The organism is Salinibacterium sp. NG22 (genome assembly GCF_015864925.1).
In the GTDB taxonomy this organism is placed as follows: domain Bacteria; phylum Actinomycetota; class Actinomycetes; order Actinomycetales; family Microbacteriaceae; genus Rhodoglobus.
In genome coordinates this window covers 1,611,232-1,629,684 of record NZ_JADYWG010000001.1, presented here as the reverse complement: position 1 = coordinate 1,629,684, position 18,453 = coordinate 1,611,232, and the positions used below count along the sequence as shown (strand labels likewise).

Annotated in this window: 21 protein-coding genes; 14 read left to right on the top strand and 7 right to left on the bottom strand. The window is 62.8% G+C overall.

Translation table 11 applies throughout. The annotated features are described in order from the left end of the window. Nucleotides 1-19 precede the first annotated feature (19 nt). The 4 genes from I6E81_RS07915 to I6E81_RS07900 are packed head-to-tail and all read right to left on the bottom strand — an operon-like array spanning nt 20 to nt 4,159. Nucleotides 20-1,141, bottom strand: a complete 1,122-nt coding sequence (locus tag I6E81_RS07915; RefSeq protein WP_197106784.1) for an ABC transporter ATP-binding protein — start codon at nt 1,139-1,141, stop codon at nt 20-22. Then, on the bottom strand, nt 1,138-2,025 hold the full coding sequence (locus I6E81_RS07910) for an ABC transporter permease (protein ID WP_231603892.1): 888 nt from the start codon (nt 2,023-2,025) through the stop codon (nt 1,138-1,140). Before I6E81_RS07910 ends, I6E81_RS07915 begins: the two co-directional genes overlap by 4 nt. Continuing rightward, nucleotides 2,022-2,882, bottom strand: a complete 861-nt coding sequence (locus I6E81_RS07905; RefSeq protein WP_231603891.1) for an ABC transporter permease subunit — start codon at nt 2,880-2,882, stop codon at nt 2,022-2,024. Before I6E81_RS07905 ends, I6E81_RS07910 begins: the two co-directional genes overlap by 4 nt. Continuing rightward, a complete protein-coding gene (locus tag I6E81_RS07900; protein WP_197106782.1) occupies nt 2,882-4,159 on the bottom strand; it encodes an ABC transporter substrate-binding protein in 1,278 nt (425 codons plus the stop codon). Before I6E81_RS07900 ends, I6E81_RS07905 begins: the two co-directional genes overlap by 1 nt. Nucleotides 4,160-4,300: 141 nt before the next feature. On the opposite strand from I6E81_RS07900, the gene I6E81_RS07895 reads away from it, so the two are divergent. Together I6E81_RS07895 and I6E81_RS07890 are read left to right on the top strand one after the other, a co-directional pair. Beyond that, nucleotides 4,301-5,032 (top strand): TVP38/TMEM64 family protein, encoded by a 732-nt coding sequence (locus I6E81_RS07895; RefSeq protein WP_197106781.1) that lies wholly within the window; start codon nt 4,301-4,303, stop codon nt 5,030-5,032. 50 nt (nt 5,033-5,082) lie between these two features. Further along, entirely contained in the window at nt 5,083-5,679 is a 597-nt protein-coding gene (locus tag I6E81_RS07890; protein WP_231603890.1) for a CDP-alcohol phosphatidyltransferase family protein, read from the top strand. A 29-nt stretch (nt 5,680-5,708) separates the two neighbouring features. Here I6E81_RS07890 and I6E81_RS07885 read toward each other — a convergent pair whose 3' ends face one another. Then, a complete protein-coding gene (locus tag I6E81_RS07885; RefSeq protein ID WP_197106779.1) occupies nt 5,709-7,148 on the bottom strand; it encodes an NAD(P)/FAD-dependent oxidoreductase in 1,440 nt (479 codons plus the stop codon). A gap of 113 nt (nt 7,149-7,261) precedes the next feature. On the opposite strand from I6E81_RS07885, the gene I6E81_RS07880 reads away from it, so the two are divergent. The 9 genes from I6E81_RS07880 to I6E81_RS07840 all read left to right on the top strand — a co-directional run bounded on the left by I6E81_RS07880 (nt 7,262) and on the right by I6E81_RS07840 (nt 15,469). Continuing rightward, nucleotides 7,262-8,011 carry a flavodoxin family protein gene (locus I6E81_RS07880; protein ID WP_197106778.1) on the top strand — a complete coding sequence of 250 codons (750 nt, stop codon included), beginning with the start codon at nt 7,262-7,264 and terminating at the stop codon, nt 8,009-8,011. Between the two features lie 9 nt (nt 8,012-8,020). Further along, nucleotides 8,021-8,653, top strand: coding sequence for a class I SAM-dependent methyltransferase (locus I6E81_RS07875; RefSeq protein WP_197106777.1), 633 nt, complete (start codon nt 8,021-8,023; stop codon nt 8,651-8,653). A gap of 97 nt (nt 8,654-8,750) precedes the next feature. Continuing rightward, the gene (locus tag I6E81_RS07870; protein ID WP_197106776.1) at nt 8,751-9,446 is read left to right on the top strand and encodes a Crp/Fnr family transcriptional regulator; all 696 of its coding nucleotides are present in this window, start codon (nt 8,751-8,753) and stop codon (nt 9,444-9,446) included. A gap of 81 nt (nt 9,447-9,527) precedes the next feature. Further along, nucleotides 9,528-10,205, top strand: coding sequence for a hypothetical protein (locus I6E81_RS07865; RefSeq protein WP_197106775.1), 678 nt, complete (start codon nt 9,528-9,530; stop codon nt 10,203-10,205). Nucleotides 10,206-10,280: 75 nt separating this feature from the next. Beyond that, nucleotides 10,281-10,943, top strand: coding sequence for a hypothetical protein (locus I6E81_RS07860; RefSeq protein ID WP_197106774.1), 663 nt, complete (start codon nt 10,281-10,283; stop codon nt 10,941-10,943). Nucleotides 10,944-11,156: 213 nt separating this feature from the next. Beyond that, nucleotides 11,157-12,260: an ABC transporter substrate-binding protein gene (locus tag I6E81_RS07855; RefSeq protein ID WP_307784125.1), complete on the top strand. Its 1,104-nt coding sequence runs from the start codon at nt 11,157-11,159 to the stop codon at nt 12,258-12,260. A 73-nt stretch (nt 12,261-12,333) separates the two neighbouring features. Continuing rightward, nucleotides 12,334-13,134 carry an ABC transporter ATP-binding protein gene (locus tag I6E81_RS07850; protein WP_197106773.1) on the top strand — a complete coding sequence of 267 codons (801 nt, stop codon included), beginning with the start codon at nt 12,334-12,336 and terminating at the stop codon, nt 13,132-13,134. A gap of 22 nt (nt 13,135-13,156) precedes the next feature. Next, nucleotides 13,157-14,014, top strand: coding sequence for an ABC transporter permease (locus I6E81_RS07845; protein WP_197106772.1), 858 nt, complete (start codon nt 13,157-13,159; stop codon nt 14,012-14,014). A gap of 87 nt (nt 14,015-14,101) precedes the next feature. Beyond that, entirely contained in the window at nt 14,102-15,469 is a 1,368-nt protein-coding gene (locus I6E81_RS07840; protein ID WP_197106771.1) for an NtaA/DmoA family FMN-dependent monooxygenase, read from the top strand. On the opposite strand, the gene I6E81_RS07835 is transcribed toward I6E81_RS07840, so the two are convergent. Further along, nucleotides 15,466-16,065 carry a PadR family transcriptional regulator gene (locus tag I6E81_RS07835; RefSeq protein ID WP_197106770.1) on the bottom strand — a complete coding sequence of 200 codons (600 nt, stop codon included), beginning with the start codon at nt 16,063-16,065 and terminating at the stop codon, nt 15,466-15,468. The two genes, I6E81_RS07840 and I6E81_RS07835, sit on opposite strands and share 4 nt — an antisense overlap. Before the next feature lie 141 nt (nt 16,066-16,206). Here I6E81_RS07835 and I6E81_RS07830 point away from each other — a divergent pair, with 141 nt between their 5' ends. The 3 genes from I6E81_RS07830 (at nt 16,207) to dcd (ending at nt 17,823) form a co-directional block, all read left to right on the top strand. After that, nucleotides 16,207-16,701 carry a flavin reductase family protein gene (locus tag I6E81_RS07830; protein ID WP_197106769.1) on the top strand — a complete coding sequence of 165 codons (495 nt, stop codon included), beginning with the start codon at nt 16,207-16,209 and terminating at the stop codon, nt 16,699-16,701. A 42-nt stretch (nt 16,702-16,743) separates the two neighbouring features. After that, nucleotides 16,744-17,151, top strand: coding sequence for a riboflavin kinase (locus tag I6E81_RS07825; protein WP_197106768.1), 408 nt, complete (start codon nt 16,744-16,746; stop codon nt 17,149-17,151). A 66-nt stretch (nt 17,152-17,217) separates the two neighbouring features. After that, a complete protein-coding gene (dcd, locus tag I6E81_RS07820) occupies nt 17,218-17,823 on the top strand; it encodes a dCTP deaminase (RefSeq protein ID WP_010204399.1) in 606 nt (201 codons plus the stop codon). Between the two features lie 50 nt (nt 17,824-17,873). Here the strand turns inward: dcd and idi are convergent, their stop codons facing one another. After that, nucleotides 17,874-18,404, bottom strand: a complete 531-nt coding sequence (gene idi / locus I6E81_RS07815) for an isopentenyl-diphosphate Delta-isomerase (protein ID WP_197106767.1) — start codon at nt 18,402-18,404, stop codon at nt 17,874-17,876. Between the last annotated feature and the right edge of the window lie 49 nt (nt 18,405-18,453).

Here is an 18,453-nt window from a genome sequence, read left to right as displayed (position 1 = left end):
GGTCGCCGCGTCTGTCCCGCTAAGCGGGCACCGTCCACAGCGCTTCGCAGGGCAGGCTCACGGTGACGGGGTCGCCGACCGAGAGTAGATTGCCGGGAGCTGCCTCAGTGTGAACATCCGCATCTCCGACCCGCACGACAAGTTCGCGGCGCGGGCCACGTTGAACGGCAGCCGTGACGGTGCCGCGAAGCTCGCGCGGGCCTAATCTTTGGCAGGCCGCAGCATCAGGGTGGGCAGCGGTAAGCCCCGCATCGCTGGAAGGGCTGCCCGTGAGACGCAGGGACGCTGTTACTGCTTCGTGGCGGAAGACCAGCGTGGCGGGGCCCGAAGCAACGTGCGCGTCGATGGCGACGGCACCGATTGCGGAATGGTGCACGCCGTTGTCGACCACGCCCGCAAAAGCATTCTTGCCGCCAAGCAACCGGGCGACGGCAAGCGACGCAGGCTGATGAAAAACATGATCAACGGTGTCGTGCTGCAGCAGTTGACCGTTCTCCAACACGACGATCCGTTCGGCCATCGCGCTCGCTTCGTCGCGGTCGTGAGTAACGAAGAGAATAGTCGGATTCACGGCCGCACGAATGCTCGCAATCATCGCGTGCATTTCATCCTTCAGCCCGGGATCGAGGGCGCTGAATGGCTCATCGAGCAACAGCACCGAGGGCTTCGCTGCGAGAGCGCGCGCCACGGCAACGCGCTGCTGCTGACCGCCCGAAAGCGACTGCGGCGAGCGGGAAGCGAAAGTGCCCATCTGCACCATCTCAAGATGTTCGCGGGCCTGTTCCCGCGCCTGCGCACGGCTGACGCCCGCAGCGCGATCGGCGAACGCGACATTGTCGAGCACCGTCAAATGCGGAAACAGCAGCGGGCGCTGGAACACCATCGAGATACCGCGCTGCTCCGGGAGAAGCGCGGTGACATCCCGGCCGCTGAGGCGCACACGGCCACCATTGGCATCCTCAAGACCAGCAATAATGCGCAGAATCGTGCTCTTGCCTGAGCCACTCGGCCCGACAATGGCGGTGCTCGTGCCCGGCAGAATGTCAAGGTTCACGCCGTGCAGCGCGGCTGGCGCGGTGGTCGAATAGCTCTTCGTGACAGACGTGAGCGTGATCGCAGAGGTCATCAATTCAGTGGTCATCGTTGTCTCCCTGGGTCAAGATTACGGCTGCGAGCGATGAGGCCAAGCAGAATGAGCGGCGGAATCACCGCAGACAACGACAGCACCGCCACACTTGATTCGTTGCCGACCCCGGATGCGCTTGACGCAATAATCAGCGGCAGTGTCACCAGGTGGCCACCTCCCACCACCAAGGTGATGAGGTAATCGCTCCACCCGACGAGGAACGCGAGAAACGCGGACCGTGCCAGCGCCGGAGCAATCAGCGGCAGGTGGATGCGCCACAACGTCAGCCGCGAACTCGCCCCGAGCGTGCGGGCGGCTTCATCGTACCCATCGTCGTAGGCGGCGTAGGCGGCACGCATCGAGAAGGTCGTATACGGAATCGCGACGGCCACCAGCACGAGAACCACGCCAACAACGGGAGGAACCCACGCCCGCAACAGCAGCACATTGAGACCGAGTACCGCAGCAAAGGGCGGCAGCATCACCGGCGAGAAAAGCAGAACGCTGATCGCCTTGCCGAAACGCACCTGACCGCGAGAAAGGGCGCGGGCGGCCATCGCACCGAGCGGGGTTGCGATCGCGGCCACGACAAGTGAGAGCGCAAGCGAATGGAGGAAAGCGCGCCCGCCCCCGTTGGCGATAGCGGCGGTGAGGCCGTCGGTGCCGGTCTCCATCGGAAACGCTGCGGGGTGCATCCATTGGTCAGCAAACGACCACAGCACGAGCGGTAAGAAAGGTAACGCGAACCACAGCGCAATCAGCACGGTCGACAGGATGCGCAGGGCACGGGCGAGCCCGCGAGACTGGGTCAGGGGCCGACCGTGATCTCCGGGCATCCGCCGCTGCTGCTGGTTGCTGCGCGCTGTGTCGAGGTCGACGCTCGTGGTGGTGACGGTCATTGCCACGCTCGCATCCGGCGGAGTCCGAGCATGGCGAGCACGACAACGGCGGCAGTGAGAAGCAGAGTTATCACGGCAACGGCGGCCGCTTCTGGTCGCGCGGTGAGGCTAGCCGAGTTGAAGAGGCGCAGCGCCATCACCGAGAGCGGCTCGGGGTAGGTCTTGCCGAGCAGCCATGCGACCTCATAGGAACCGAGCGTGTAAGCGAAAGCGATAGTGGATGCCACGAGCAGCGACGGGGCGGCCAGCGGCAAAACGACGAAGCGCAGCCGTGCTCCGCGGTGAGCGCCGAGCACCGCGGCAGTTTCGTCGTAGGACGTGATGCGGGTGGCGAGGGTGCCGACAATGATGAGCGCGATGAACGCTGACTCTTTCCACGCGTACTCCGCGATCACGGCAAACCAGGTGGGGCCGGCGACGAGCGCGGGCCATGACTCTGGCGGGATGCCGAAAATGCGTGCGAGCACACCAGAGTCGGAGAGGAGGAGTCCAACGCTCGCGGCGCCGACGAGGTGGGGCACGGTAACGGCGGCAGCGCTGAGCGCCCCCACGATGCGGCCGCCCCAGTTTCCGGAGATGATCAGCACGGCGGTGAAGAAGCCGACGACGGCAGCGATCGCGGTTGAGACGACGGCGATCCCGAGGGAGAGCAGCGCCGAGCTGAGGAGATCGTCGGTGCCTTCGAAGGCCTCAACGCTCAACGCGGGCGTGCCCACGAGGGGCATGAGGCCGAGACTTTGCACCACTGTGGTGCCGATGCCACCGATCACCACAATCGCGACCGGGATCACCGCCGGCAGCACGAGAAGGGTGGCGCGCACCCCTCGGCGTCGCGGCCGGCTCAGCATCGCTGTCATCAGCGAGCAGCGATCCTCGTGCGCCAGGCGTCATCGAGAGCGGGGACCCATTCGGCCGAAAGTTCGGGGTTGGCGTTCTGCGAAAGGATGTCAAAACTCGGCACGACGGGCGATTGCGGCAGCGCATCGAAGAGGGCGCGGTCATCGGCGGAGAGAGCATCCAGATCAAGAACCGTGAATTGGCCCCACACGGCCGGGTCAGCTTTCGCGACCTGCTGCTCGACCGACAGGGCCTCGTTGGCGACGACCATGGCGCCGGCAATGTTGCCGGAGTTGCTGGGGATGCCGAAGAAGCTGGCGTTGCCGAGCGTTCCGTCGTCGACGGTCAGCACTCGCGTCGTGTCGGGCAGGGTGCCGTTCTCGACGAGGGCGGTAAGGGTGGCTGGCCCGTAGGTCATCATCATGTCGATCTCACCATCGGCAAAGAGCTTGGTGAGTTGTTCGGATGTTGCGGGGTACGTGCTGCCTTCACGCCACAGCGACGGAGCGAGGGCATCGAGGCGGTCGAACAGCGCCGGCGAGAGTTCGTCGAAAGCCTCATCGCTGAAGGTGGATGGGACGTTCTCATAGCCACCGGACTCGCTGTAGAGCACCGACCGCAAGAAAGCGGAGCCGGTGAAGTCGGGGGCGGCCGGATACGTGAAGCGACCAGGGTTGGCTTCAGCCCACTCGAGGATGCCTTCGATCGTGGTTGGCGGGTTCGGCACGGTCGCCGAGTTGTAGACGAACGAGAACTGCGCTTTGTGCCAGGGCGCCTCGCAGCCGTCGACGGGGGTGCCGAAGTCTTCCGTGAGCAGCGGGTCGGTGGCGGAAACTGCCGTCATGTTGGGCAGGAGGTCTGTCCACTCGCAGAACCAGGCATCCGCCTGTTTGCCGGTGCGGAAGTTGTCGCCGTTGATCCACACGAGGTCGACAGCGCCATCCGTATTGCGGCCAGCCTGCAGCTCAGTGAAAACGCGGTTGAGCGCATCCTTGGTGTCGGCAATCGGTACGCGTTCGAGCGTGACGCCCTGCGCAGCCGCGGCCGGAGCTAGTACGTCGTCGACGTAGGCGTTGCCCTGATCGTCGCCGCCCCACATCCACAACTTCACGGTCTGGCCGTCAGCAGCAACCTGTACGTCAGACCAATCGAAGAACTCAGGACCGCTCGGAGCGGTCGTCGGCGCCGAGCACGCGCTCAGGGCCAATGCGGTCACTGCTGCCGTAGCAAGCACGGGAAGGATGCGGCGGCGTGCGGTCGTGCAGTGTTGAGGGCGAAACGGATTGCGAATCGGCACGCACGTGCTCCTTGACGGTCGACGGAAGAGGAAGCGCCAGACACCCAGCGCAGCGAACTCTAAGACTAAGTGCGAACTTCTTCATTGCTCAGTAAGCCACATCACATACGCAGCGCGGAGCCTCGACATAACATTGGCCAAATGAAAAAGAACCGGTCCTCTTCCCTGTGGAAAGCTGGCGCGTTTGTCGTCTTCCTCATCGCAATTGTGATCGTGGCGTTCACGATCGAAATCCCGTCCGTTGACGAGATTCAAGGATGGGCGGAAGGCACCGGACTGCTGGGTGCTGTGATCTTCATCGTCGCCTACGCCGTGCTTACCCTCACTCCAGCGCCGAAAGCCGTGATCAGCATTGCGGCCGGGCTCGCCTGGGGATTGTGGATCGGCACGCTGCTGGTGCTCGTGGGCGCCGTTATCGGCGCAGCCCTCTCCTTCTGGATTGGCCGCCTTCTCGGCCGCGATGCCGTTGAGCAGTACACCGGCGGCAAGGTTCGCGCCGTCGACGAGATGCTGCAGAAGCGCGGACTGCTCTCCATGATCGCGCTGCGCCTCATCCCGCTCATCCCCTTCACTGTTATCAATTACGCCGCTGGCCTCACCGCCGTGCGAGTGCGCGACTACATGATCGGCACCGCCGTTGGCATCATCCCCGGCACCATGGCCTTCGTCGCCGTCGGCGCCTACGGGGCCGAACTCAACAGCGGCTTCTTCATCGCCCTCGGAGCGCTCGGCGTGCTCACTATCGGCGGCGGCATTGTTGCTGGCCGGCTGCGCAAAAAAGATGCTGCGGCCGCAGCGGCTGCCGGTGAGAGCCCGGTGCTCGCGACAACCGACGACGTCACAACCGGCGACGCGGCTGCGGAGAACAACTAACGATGCTGGATGTCCAGCTGCGTCGGGCGGTCAGCAAACCTCTCAACGCAATGGCTTCCGCGCTCGACGTGCCCTGGATCACGCCCGACCGGCTCACCATCGCCGGACTCGTGATCGGGTTGAGCAGTGCGGCGCTCGCCGCAACGCAGCTCTGGGCGCTGGCCCTCGTGGCGTGGTTGCTCTCGCGAGTGCTCGACGGGCTCGACGGAACGCTGGCTCGCCGCCGGCGCGCTGCGGCATCCGTTCCCCGGCCCGCCACGGCGAGCGAAGCGGGCGGTTTTCTCGATATCGTCGCCGACTTCGTGGTTTACGGCGCGACGGTTCTGGGCGTCGCAATCGGCGCCACGACCGCTTTCGATGCGCCGTGGTGGCCGTTCTTGGTCGTGCTGTTCGCGTACTACATCAATGGCGCTGCGTTCTTGGCGTTCTCATCGATCGCTGAACGCACCGGCCGCACGCTTTCAGACGACGACAATCGCTCGCTGTTCTTTCTCGGACGCATCGCCGAGGGCGGCGAAACAGTCTTCGTTCACACCCTGTGGCTCGCGCTGCCGTTCATTGCCTGGCAGATCGCACTCGTCTGGAGCGTAGTTGTTCTCGTCAGCGCTGCCCAGCGGATGATCGTCGGCTACCGCATACTGCGCTAGCGCCGCCTTCTCGCTGGGCCGCCTCACCTCTAGTCGCGGGGCGTGCCCAATAGTGCACGCCGCACTCGAGCCAGCAGCTGGATGCCCGACTTCACGACTCCGCTCTTCAAGCGGAATTGCACGTCGGCGATCGCGGCATTCCACAGCGCATCGGTGAACGTCGGGTAGGCGTGAGTGGCGCTGGCCAGAGTGCTCGTGGAGAGTTTTGCGCTCACGGCAACCGTCAGCTCGCCGAGGCTTTCTCCGGCACGGGGGCCGACGATTGTTCCGCCGAGCACGCGCCCGCCGGAGTTCACAACGATCTGCGCGAAGCCGTCGTCGTCGCCTTCAGCGATGGCGCGATCAGTGGCACTGTGTTCGCCGGTAAAGACGCGGTGCTTTCCTTCGACGGCATCCGCTGCGGTGAGGCCAACCGCGGCAATTTCGGGCGAGGTGAACGTCACACGCGGCACGACTGCGTCGTTGAATTTGCGGCGCAATCCGAGGATGGCGTTGGTGCCGGCAGTGCTGCCGCTCACGCCAGCAACGTGACTGAACTTCGGCAGCCCGGCAACGTCTCCCGCCGACCAAATGTGCTTGTTTGTGGTGCGCAGCGAGGCATCCACGTCAACGTAGCCCTGATCGGTGACGGCAACGCCGGCCGTTTCGGGGGAGAGAGTGTCGAGGTTGGGGGTGCGGCCGATAGCGGCGAGCAGGCGATCGAAGGGAACGCGGGTTCCATCATCGAGCACGAGTTCGCCACTGAGGCCATCGCTCGAGACGACCTCAACGGCGCTGCGGTTGTGCAGCATGGTGATGCCGTCGCGCTCGAACGTGGCGTGAAGCACCGCGCTCGCGCGCTCTTCTTCGCCGGGGAGGATGCGGCTGCTGCGGTTCACGATCGTGACGTCAGAACCGAGCCGTGCCATTGCTTGGCCGAGCTCGCTGCCGATTGCGCCGCCACCGAGAACCACTAAGCGTTGAGGGAGTTCGTCGAGTTCCCAGATGGTGTCGCTCGTGAGTATCTGAACGCTGTCCGCGCCGGGGAAAGAGGGAACGCGCGGCACGGTGCCGGTCGCGATGACGGCCTGCACGAAGGTGTGGCGAGTGCCGTCGATCTCGAGAGAGTGGCGCCCCGTGAAGCGAGCATCGCCGTGGGCGACTTCGATGCCGAACTCGGCAAAGGCTTCAACCGAGTCGTGTGGTTCGATCGTGGCTACCGCATCCTGAACGTGGCCCATCGCGCGAGCGAAATCGACCGTCACGTTCTCGGCGATGACGCCAAAGCGTTCCGAGGTGCGCGCAACGTGCGCGGCATGAGCGGCAGCAATCAGTGACTTGGAGGGCACGCAGCCGGTCCATAAGCAGTCCCCACCGAGGCGGTGTCGTTCGACAAGCAGCACGCGTGCTCCAAAACGGGCGGCGGTCTTGCTGGCGACAATTCCGGCGCTGCCGGAGCCGATGACGATGAGATCCCACTGAGCGGGCATGCGTGTTCCTTTCGAGAGGGCGTTTGCCCCCAGTCATGTTTAGCAGCGCATTGTTCAGCGAACCGTACGCTAGATCACAGTTCGCAGGGAGGGCTCGCCCGTAACATCGGGTCATGGCTACCGAAACTAACGCGAACACCGTTCCTGCTGACGCTCCCCGCTACGACGGGCTCAAGGCCGTCTTCATTAACTGCACGCTCAAGAAGAGCCCCGAGATGAGCCACACCCAGGGGCTCATGGATTCCAGCATCCAGCTGATGCGCAGTGCCGGAGTGCACGTCGACAACGTGCGCTTCATTGACCACGACATCGCGATCGGCGTCTACCCCGACATGCGCGAACACGGCTGGGAGAAGGACGCCTGGATGGACGAAGTCTGGCCCCTCATCGAAGCGGCAGACATCCTCGTCATCGGCGGACCAATCTGGCTGGGCGACAACTCCTCTGTCACCCGGATGCTCATCGAGCGCCTCTACGCGATGAGTGGCGAGTTCAACGACAAGGGCCAGTACGTCTTCTATGGCAAGGTTGGCGGCGCGCTCTTCACCGGTAACGAGGATGGCGTGAAGCACTCCGCCATGTCGGTTCTCTACAGCCTTCAGCACATTGGTTACGTCATCCCGCCCGCAGCGGATGCCGGCTGGCTCGGCGAAATCGGCCCCGGCCCCAGCTACCTCGACGAGGGTTCAGGCGGCCTCGAGAACGACTTCACGAACCGCAACACGACTTTCATGTCGTGGAACCTCATGCACATGGCCTCGATTCTCAAGAACGCCGGCGGCATCCCCGCTTACGGAAACACACGTAAAGCGTGGAACGACGGCGAGCACTTCGGCTTCGAAGCCAACCCCGAATACCGCTAGGCGCACGACATGGCTTGGAAGAAATACCGCTTCGGCACGCAATTTTACGATGCGATGTCTGGCGAATGGGCGGTCTATCGTTCAGGCCGTGTTGCCGGTATCGAGCTCATGGGGCTGCGCCCGGGAGACACTGTTGTGGATCTCGGCTGCGGCACCGGGCTCAGCTTTGAGTTGCTCGTCGATGCGGTTGGCCCAACGGGCCAGGTGATTGGCGTCGATGCGAGTGCCCAGATGTTGCAGGTCGCGGCCAAGCGGGCGGCCCGCAAAGGCTGGTCGAACGTGCGTGTCGTACAGGCGGATGCCACGAAAATGTCGGCAGAAGATCTTGCGATAGATGGTTTAGCACCCACCATCGATGCCGTCTTCTCGGCTTACGCGCTCAGTGTGATGGGGAGCCACCCCGAAGTGCTGGCAGAAGCAGAACGGCTGCTCACCCCTGGTGGTCGAGTCGGCATCGTCGACATGCAGCGACCTGTGGGGATGGCGAAAGTGTTCACCCCGCTCGCGCGCCTCGCGTGCCGAATGGGTGGCGCCGATATCGAAGCGCATCCGTGGAAGTGGCTAACCGAGCGTGCCGACGACGTGCTGCAGGCAAGCCGTCGCGGCGGTCACATTCAAGCCGTCACGGGAACACTCAAGTGAGCATGTCATGATGGATCCGTGTGGCGAGAGAGTGGCGTCAGCCCCTGTGGCGGGCGAACGCCCGTGGTCGCCTCAGCGAAGGGATCCTGAACCACTCATGCCGATCGACAACGGTTCATTTAGTTGCCTCAGCGAAGTCGACCTGTTCGCCGACCTCTCGCCTGCCGAGATCGAGCAGATGGATCGCATGGCGCCCTCGCGCTCGTATTCGCTCGGCGAAATGGTCTTCAGCCAAAGCCAGCCCGTCACGGCACTCTTCATTCTGAAGAAGGGCCGCATCCGCATCTTCCGGGTCACCGAAGACGGCAAGGCGCTGACGATGGCCATTCTTGAGCCCGGCGCAGTCTTTGGCGAAATGATGATGGTCGGCCAGCGCATGTACGACAACTACGCCGAAGCGATCGACAACGTCGAAATCTGTCTCCTCAATACGGCGGATGTCGAACGGTACCTTCTTGCCGACCCACGCATCGCGATCCGCATTTCGCGCCACCTTGGCGAGCAAGTAGTTCGGCTCGAAGAGCGCCTCACCGATCTTGCGTTGCGCCCGCTGCAATCGCGCGTGTGCAGCACCCTGGTGCGCTTGGCGGAAACCTCGCGCACCCCACGCTTCGCGAACCCCACGATTCGACTCAGTCACGACCAGCTCGCTGGGCTCCTCGGCGCGACCCGCGAATCCACGAGCAAGGCCATGTCTGATCTGGCCAGCCGCGGCATCATCCGGCAGGGCCGCGCCCGCGTCGTCATTCTCGATGCGGATGCCCTCGGCCAGCTTGCGCGTCAGTCCAGCTAAGGCGCTCGCGAACGTCCCGCTCGCGCGATGAAGTAATTCTTACTCACGCGCAGGGTAGAGCGGTTGTTCTACCTTGCTGTTATGGATGTTCTACAGGGCCCAAAAACAGGGGTGGCGAGTTCACCCGTTCGCGCGATCGTGGCGTCAGCCGGAGCGTTTCTCGTTGCGCTTTCGCTGGCTGGGTGCACGCCAGCTAGCCCTGATGGGGGAGCGCCGTTGCCATCGCAGCCGCCAACCACGGCTGAACCAGGGCCGTCAGTGTCGTCAGAGCCCGAGGTTGACCCACTGTCTCTTCCGGAATGCGACACGTTGTATCCGATCGCTGATGCACGGGCCCTGTGGGGTGCAGCAACCGAGCTCTACTTCGAGGGAGACGGGTCAGATGCCGCGCACTTCACTGCCGAGCCCATCGCGGCTATCGATACTGCGGGGGCGAACGCGACGGTAGGGCGCACCTGCTTTTGGGGCCTCCCCAACTCGGGTGCGATTTTCGGACTCACCGTTGCCGATATCGCGCCGACAGACGCCGACCTGCTCTCGGCGGCTCTGATGGGGGCTGGGTATTTCAGCTTTGAAAGCCGCGGCGCAACGTCCCTCATGCTCGAAGCAGATGGTCCGATAGAGGCCAGTGGCCGAACGCATTATCTGATCGATGACCTCTGGGTTTACGCCGCAGGCACCAGCTTCAGCATTACGGTTCCCGTCGCGAATAGCGCGCTTGAGCAGGTTCGCGCAGCCAACCCGACTCGTGACTACTAGAGGCCTGAGAGCGGCGCGCGCATCAGCCGGAGTTGCCGTCTTCCGGTGCGAGCCGTACGGGGTTACTCTTCAATCATGAACAGTGGGTGGGGCGAAAAATTGGTACTCGGGCGTCGACAACAGACGCGGATGATGGTGGCTGCGGCATCCGCACTGCTCGTAAGTGGGGTGCTTGCCGGGTGCGTTCCCGCGGCGCCAGAAAGCTCAACGACATCGAGCGCGCCTTCGGCCACTGCCTCACCGAGCTCCACTCCGATTCCGACGCCGGATCCGCTGATCCTTCCCGGCTGCGACACTTTGCTGCCGTTGAGCGACGCGAAGAGTCTGTTCTCTCCCTCAACCGTTGTCTTGGGCGCTGACGACACGATTCCGATTCGCGGCGATGAACTGCCCGAAATCGAGACCGCGGCAGGCAACGCCTCGATCGCCAAGAATTGCATTTGGGGTGTTCCGAACTCCGATGGTGGCTTCACCGTGATCGTCACCGATATTTCAGAGGCGGATGCCACGAACCTCCAAGACGCGCTGCTCGCAACGGGATTCACCGGTGCAAGCGCGGGAACGGTGACGACTCTGGAGAAAGAGTTCGAAACCGCGGTGGGCTGGAGCGCTCAGACTCACTACTTCGTGAGCGACCTCTGGGTGTACGTCTCCGGCACGAGCACCGAGCTCACGGTTAACGTCGCTGACGCGGTGCTCGACGAAGTGCGAATGGCGAACCCCACGCGCACCTATTGACTCTCGCTGCCCTCCGCTAACGTCAATAGCAACCATCCGTGTGCCGTCGGGCACACGATTTGTCTACCCGCGACACAATTATTGGCGCGCACTGTCGGCGCGTGGTGGCAGTCAAAGCGACCGTAAATCAAGTTTGCACAGTCAATCTTGATCATGTACGTTTTGTATAGCCATCCAATGACGGATACGGCCTAGGAAGGAACCTGGATCCAAGTGACTACACCTCTTGATTCCAAGAAATTGCGAGGCCTCGGCATCGCATCGCTCTTGGTAGCAGCACTCACGCTCTCCGCCTGCACAGCCCCCGCAGAAGAATCCACGCCCGACGCCGGCGACCTCCTGATTTCTCAGGAAGCCTGCGACCGCAACGCCGCGGTGGGCACCATCACCTACATCTCCGGCTACGGATACTCGGCCAGCGCTGGCCAGCTCGACGTATTCCTCGCCGAAGAGCTCGGCTACTTCAAGGACCTGTGCCTTGACGTAGAGATCAATGCCTCCGGTGCGAACGGACAACAGCTCGTTTCCTCCGGCCAGGCCGAATTCACCGCCCTCGGTTCGGCATCCGATGTCATGCTTGCCGCCGCCAACAGCAAGAACCTCACCGCGGTAGCGACCTACGGCAACACCCCGCCGTTCTCGATCTTCGCCAACGAAAAGATCGAGAGCCTCAAGGATCTCGAAGGTGGTTCGCTCGGCTATTTCATCAACCTCACCCCGATCGCATCCGCCATGTTGGATGCCGCTGACGTCGATGTCAGCAAGGTCGAACTGATCAAGATGACCAACTACGACCCCACCGTGGTCACCCGCGGACAGGTCGACGCGATCGTCGGCTATGCCTCAAACCAGCCCGAGAACCTTCGCGCTCAGGGTCTGCCGTTTAGCGAGTTCTTCCCCTCTGATTTGGGTGTCGAAGGCACCTACAACGTCATGGAGATCAACTCCGAGTTCCTCGCCGACAACCGCGAAGTCGCCGCTGACTTCATGCGCGCATCGCTGCACGCCCTGCAGTTCTGCCTCGACAGCTCCGACGAGTGCCTCGACATGATCGCCCAGCTTGCCGAAGACAACGGTCAAGGCTCTGCTTTCCCGCGCGAACAGCTCGAGCGCACCTGGAATGTGGAATCGCAGTGGGTCGAGGACAGCAACAGTGGGCTCCCCGGAACCCAGACTGCTGCTGACTGGGAGGCCGAGTACGAACTCGTGAAGAAGTTCGGCAACGTCGACACCCTTCCCGCTATCACCGACATGATGGATGAAACGCTTGTCGCTGATCTCTATGCAGACGGCGAACTGATCTGGCCGGGCAACTAACCCGACCACCCCGCTCGGATGCCGCACCAACCCACCCGGTGCGGCATCCGGCTTCACAACTCAGGGAGTAACTGTGGAAACCGCACAGCCACACACGGGCGTTCATATCGAGAACGTCTCTAAGAGCTTCGGCCCCGATGGGGCTCGCACGCTCGTGCTCAATCAGGTGAGCCTCTCGATCAAGATGGGCGAGTTTGTCTCCGTGATCGGACCAAGCGGTTGCGGCAAGTCGACACTGCTCAAGACGGTCGCTGGCCTCATCGACGCCGACAGCGGCACCGTCATGGTCGACGGGATGACGGTGAAAGCCGCGACGAAGAACAAGATGATTGGTCTTGTTCCCCAGTCCCCAGCGCTGCTCCCGTGGCGCACTGTGCTCGACAATGTGCGGCTGCCGATGACGGTGAACCCGAAAGCGAATGCGAACCGCAACCTGCGAGACCCTCGCGAGATTCTGGAGTCGTTCGGGTTGGGTGCCGCGCTCGACAAGTACCCCGGTCAGCTCTCGGGCGGAATGCAGCAGCGGGTCGCTATTGCCCGCGCGTTCGTGTTCGACCCGAGTGTGTTGCTCATGGACGAGCCCTTCTCGGCACTCGATGAGATGAACCGTGACGCTCAACGTTTGGGGCTGCTCGATTTTTGGCAGTCCAACCGCAAGGCCGTCATGTTCGTGACCCACTCGGTGCCGGAGGCAATCATGCTCTCTGACCGCATCGTCGTGATGGGAGCCCACCCGGGCCACATCGCCGAGATCATCGATGTTCCCCTGCCGCGCCCTCGCACGATCGACGTGTACGCGACCGACGAATTCCGTGACCTTGAAGGCCAAGTTCGTGGCACGCTGCGCGAAGTGATGGGACAAAAGAGTGCCTAAGTCACGCAAGAACGAGGACACCATGTCAACAACCGACACGTCAGCGCTCGCCGTTCAGGCGGCCACGAGCGCTACCGGCCGACGCTTCTCACCGTTGGCCTCGGCCAAGTTCAAACAGAATCTGCGCTGGAGCAACTGGGCTCCCGCCGTCATCACCTTTGTGATTGCTGCTGCGCTCTGGCAGATCACCGCGATCGCGAACCCGTACGTGATTCCGACCATCGACCAGGTGTGGGTGAGCCTCATCAAAGATGCCGACACTTACTGGGCGAACATGCTCGTGACGGGGCTTGAGGTTCTGGTCGGTGCCAGCTCCGGCATCATCGCCGGGTTCATTTTGGCGATCATCATGGCTGAGTTTCAGGTCATGGAACGCGCGGTCATGCCGCTTGTCGTTGTCGTCATGGTTACTCCAATCGTGGCCATCGCGCCGGCCCTGGTCGTGGCCTTCGGCTTCGGCATGACGCCCAAGTTCATCGTGACCGCCCTGGTCGTGTTCTTCCCGATGCTCGTCAACTCGCTTGCCGGGCTGCGAGATGTGGATGACCGAGCTCTCGACGTGATGAAGACACTGCATGCCAGCCGCTGGGAGATCTTCCGCGACCTGCGTTTCACCGGGTCAATGCCCTACGTGTTCGCGGGACTGCGCATTGCGCTTCCCCTCGCGATCGTCGGTGCGGCCGTTGCCGAGTTCGTCGCCGCCGGCCAACAGGCAGGGCTCGGATCCCTCGTGACGATCGCCGCAGCCCAAGCCAACTTGCCCGTCACCTGGGCCAGCATCACCTTGCTCTGCTTCATGGGCGTCGTGCTCATTTCACTGCTCGCTCTCGTGCGCAAGCGAGTGCTGTGGTGGAGCGATGGAGCCGCCGTCGGCCGCTAGTTTTCGGCTCCGCCCACCTTTTCCCGCCACCACTCTGACTTTTTTCACCACCACCTGACTTTTTTCACCACCACGAAAGGTTTCACCATGAAGAAGCTTCGCTTCGGTCTATTCGAAAACCCCCAGGCCAACGACTCGGGAACGTCCACGTGGCGTCACCCCGACAACAAGCGCGACATGTTTGACCGCCTCGACTACTGGCGCGAAATCACCACCATCTGCGAAGAAGCCGGCTTCGACTTCATGTTCTTGGCGGATGCCTGGGGCTGGGCTGACGTCAACGGCGAGCGTCCCGAGATCTGCTCGGTCGAGGGCCTCGACCTGCCGCGCCTCGATCCGGCGATTCTGGCTGCTGCCCTCATCTCGACCACCACGAACCTCGGACTCGTGCTCACGGGATCCACTCTTCTTGAACAGCCCTACGCTTTTGCTCGCCGCATTGCGAGCCTCGACCACCTTTCGGGTGGGCGCATCGGGTGGAACGTCGTGACGACGGGAACGGCCGAGACGGCATCGCAGGCCTTTGGTGTCCCGATGGTCGCGCACGACGAGCGCTACGACATGGCCGATGACTTCATGGAGGTCGTCTACAAGTTGTGGGAGGGCGCCTGGGAGCGTGACGCGCTTGAGCGTGACAAGAACGGTCGCTTCGCTGACCCCGCCAAGGTTCACCGCATCGAGCACGATGGTCCGTACTTCACGTCGCACGGCTACGGAAATTCCTCGTACTCGCCGCAGGGCACCCCGGTGCTCTTCCAGGCCGGCACCTCACCGCGCGGTCGCGAGTTTGGCGGCAAGCACGGTGAAGCTGTTTTCCTCGGTGGCGGAGCCGTGGAGAAGGTGGCCGAGCAGGTCGCATCCATTCGTGAAGAAGCGGTGAAGAACGGTCGCGCCGCCGACTCGGTCAAGATCATGTCGGCGTTCACGTGCGTCATCGGCGACACGGCCGACGAAGCGAAGGCCAAGCTGCAAGCGGTGCTGGATGCCGAGAGCCCCGACGTTGCTGTCGCCTCCTACGCGTGGTTCACGGGCCTCGATCTCTCATCCTTCGACCCGGCAACCCCGATGAAGGAGCTCCACACTGAGCTGTCGCAGACTCAGGTCACCCGCTTCGGCGACCAGACCGTTGGCGATGTTCTCGCTCAGTGGCACGGCAACGGTGTGCGCAGCAAGCCTTTCGTGGGCACTGCTGAGCAGATCGCTGACGAGATGATCGCTCTCGCTGAGGGTGCTGACCTCGACGGCTTCTTGCTGACGCCGATGATCCAGCCCAGCTCGACGGTCGAGTTCATTGAGAAGGTGCTGCCGATTCTGCGCGAGCGGGGAGTTGCTGGCGAAGGCTATGACGCTCCGACGCTGCGCGAGCGTCTGCTCGGCACCGACGATTCGATCTTGCGCGACGACCACCCGGGTGCCGCCTACCGGGCGACAGCCGCGGTCGAAGCGACGAGCTAGCTAGTAGCGCGTCGAGCGGGACGGTCGCCATCTTCTCCGGCAAAGACATAGTCGCCGGAACGGATGCGACCGATCACGTCTCGAGCCCACTGCTGTTCTCCGCGCAAGCGAGATGTCGCAAGTTCGAAGATTTCGCGAACGTAGGCGGGAGTGGAAGTCGAGGTCGCAACATCGCCGATGTGGTACGCGTTGCTGGCAATGCGGGCATCAATTTCGGTGACGCGATGCTCAAGGCCGGCGAGCACTTCTTCGCGCTGCAGGGCGTACATAAACGAGGTGAGCACCATGACGGGTTTGGTGTCGAAGACCTCGACCGTCCAGAGGGCATCGCGCAGCATCCGGAGCAGTTCAACTTCGCCGGCTTCGGTGACGCGGTAGGTCGTGCGCTCGGGTCGGTTGCCAGCAGACTCGGTGCCGTTCTCTGCGAGGTAACCGTCGTTGGTAAGCGATCGCAGCGCGTTGTAGATCGAGCCGGGTTGGATGTTGGCCCATTCGTCGATGTGCCAGGTCATGAGTTCGCGGCGCAGGAAGTAGCCGTGAACTGGCTGGAACTGGTTTACAGCTCCCAGCACGACCAAGCGAGTTGTAGTCGACATGCCCCCAATCGTAGGCCAAGCGGTGTGCGTGCAGGGCAGAAAGTCAGTTGTTTACATGATCAAAAATGACTAACATGTAGTCATATGTTCAAACTTGACTAGCAGTCGCTGGTTGAACATTTCAAGCAAAGGAGTCCGCCCATGTCGCATCAGACCACCGCGGAAGAAGTTCCCCCACAGGTTGCTCTTCGCCGAGCACTCTCGCTCTTTCCCACCGGCGTCGTCGCTCTCGCGGCCGTCGTTGACGGCGCGCCAACCGGCATCGCGGTCAATTCGTTCACCTCCGTGTCCCTCGACCCACCCCTCGTGGCCGTGTGCCCTGCGCGCACCTCCACCACGTGGCCGGTGCTCGCTCGCGCCACTCGCATTGGTCTGAGCGTGCTCGGCGCCGATCAAGAGAGCACTGCCCGCAGTCTGGCGTCCCGCACCGGCGACCGCTTCGCCGACATCGCGTGGCGTGCCACCGAAGGTGGAGCAATACATATGGATGGCGCCGCGCTCTGGCTTGAGTGCGAGATCCGCAACAGCTTTGATGGCGGCGACCACGAGATCGTGACTCTCGAAGTCATCCACTCCGAGGCATTCCCTGAAGTCACCCCTCTTGTCTTTCACCTCAGCCAGTTCCGCGGGCTGTAGGCCGCGAGCGTGCTCGGCAGGCCCGCCGCTAGGGTTGGGCTAATGGAGAATCCACCGACGCTGAGCTTTCGTGGCATCGTGGTGCACGGCGATAAGCGTGGTCGCGAACTGGGATTTCCCACCGCGAATATTGCGGTCACCGACCACGCGGCGTTGCCTGTCGACGGTGTGTACGCGTGCTGGGTGACATTCCCGCCAGCTGCCTCCCGTCACGGCGCGACCATCAGCATCGGTGACAACCCCACTTTTGACGACGTGACCGAGCGTCGAGTTGAAGCCTTTATCCATGATTTCGACAGCGACCTTTATGGCGCTGAGGTCGAGTTCACGGTGCACGCCTGGTTGCGGGGAATGTTCCGTTACGAGAGCCTCGACGAACTCATCGAGAAGACGGCGGCGGATGTCGCGGCCTCCCGCATCGCTCTCGCTCTCCCGGCGCAGCGCCCGTAACTTTCGCGGCTCCCCAGATTTGCTCATCTGAGCACTACGCAGCCGGGATTTCGTTAGTCTTAGGCCATGCTTCTCAGTGATCGTGACATCCGGGCCGAACTTGCCACTGGCCGCATCGGCCTTGACCCTCTCGATCTCGACATGGTGCAACCGTCGAGTGTTGATGTGCGGCTCGATCGCTTCTTCCGCCTGTTCGATAACCACAAATACCCATTCATTGACCCGGCCGTAGATCAGCCAGACCTCACTCACCTCATGGAGGTGGATGCCGACCAGCCGTTCATCCTTCACCCCGGTGAGTTTGTGCTCGGTTCCACATTCGAACTCGTGACTTTGCCCGACGACGTTGCGGCTCGCCTCGAGGGCAAGAGTTCACTCGGGCGCCTCGGTCTGCTCACGCACTCGACTGCTGGCTTCGTTGACCCTGGCTTCTCGGGTCACGTCACCCTCGAACTCAGCAATGTGGCCACCTTGCCGATCAAGCTCTGGCCAGGCATGAAAATTGGGCAGCTGTGCTTCATCAAGACCACGTCGCCGGTTGAGTCGCCTTACGGCTCGGGGCAATACGGTTCGCGCTATCAGGGCCAGCGTGGTCCAACGGCTAGTCGCAGCTTCCAGAACTTTCACCGCACCGACGTGCGCGCGAATGACGCGGGTTCGCTCGGGGGCTAGCGCGCGATTACTCGTCGTGCGAGCTCCGCGTGGTTCACTTGACGCGGCTACTAGTCGCGCTGAGCGTCCAGCTGCTCCAACTGCCAGCCGAGCCACGGGCTAAACGCGAACGGAGTTGCGGCCACCGCGGTGTGCAGCGATTGAGGGTCGACCCAGTCGAATCCGTCGACCTCGGCCGGGTTGGGGGCTGCGGCATCCGTCGTCACTGCACGGTAGACGGGGCAGATCTCGTTCTCGACGATGCCGGAGGAATCAACGGCGCGGTAACGAAAATCGGGCAGTACGAGTTGCACGTCGCTGACGGTAATTCCGAGCTCGTACTTGGCCCGGCGGATGATCGCAGCGGCCATGTCCTCGCCGGGAGCCGGATGCCCGCAAAACGAGTTTGTCCAGACGCCAGGCCAGGTGAGCTTGGAGAGTGCGCGACGAGTGACAAGTACTTTGCCGTCGGCGTTGTAGACGTGGCACGAGAACGCGAGGTGCAGGGCGGTGTCGGTCGTGTGAACGAGGGCCTTGTCAGCGACGCCAATGTGCTCGCCGGACTCGGAGAGAAGTACAACCTGCTCAGGGATTTCACTCATGATCGCGATAGTCTGCCTAGGTGGAACGAATCGAAATGCCGCACCCCAT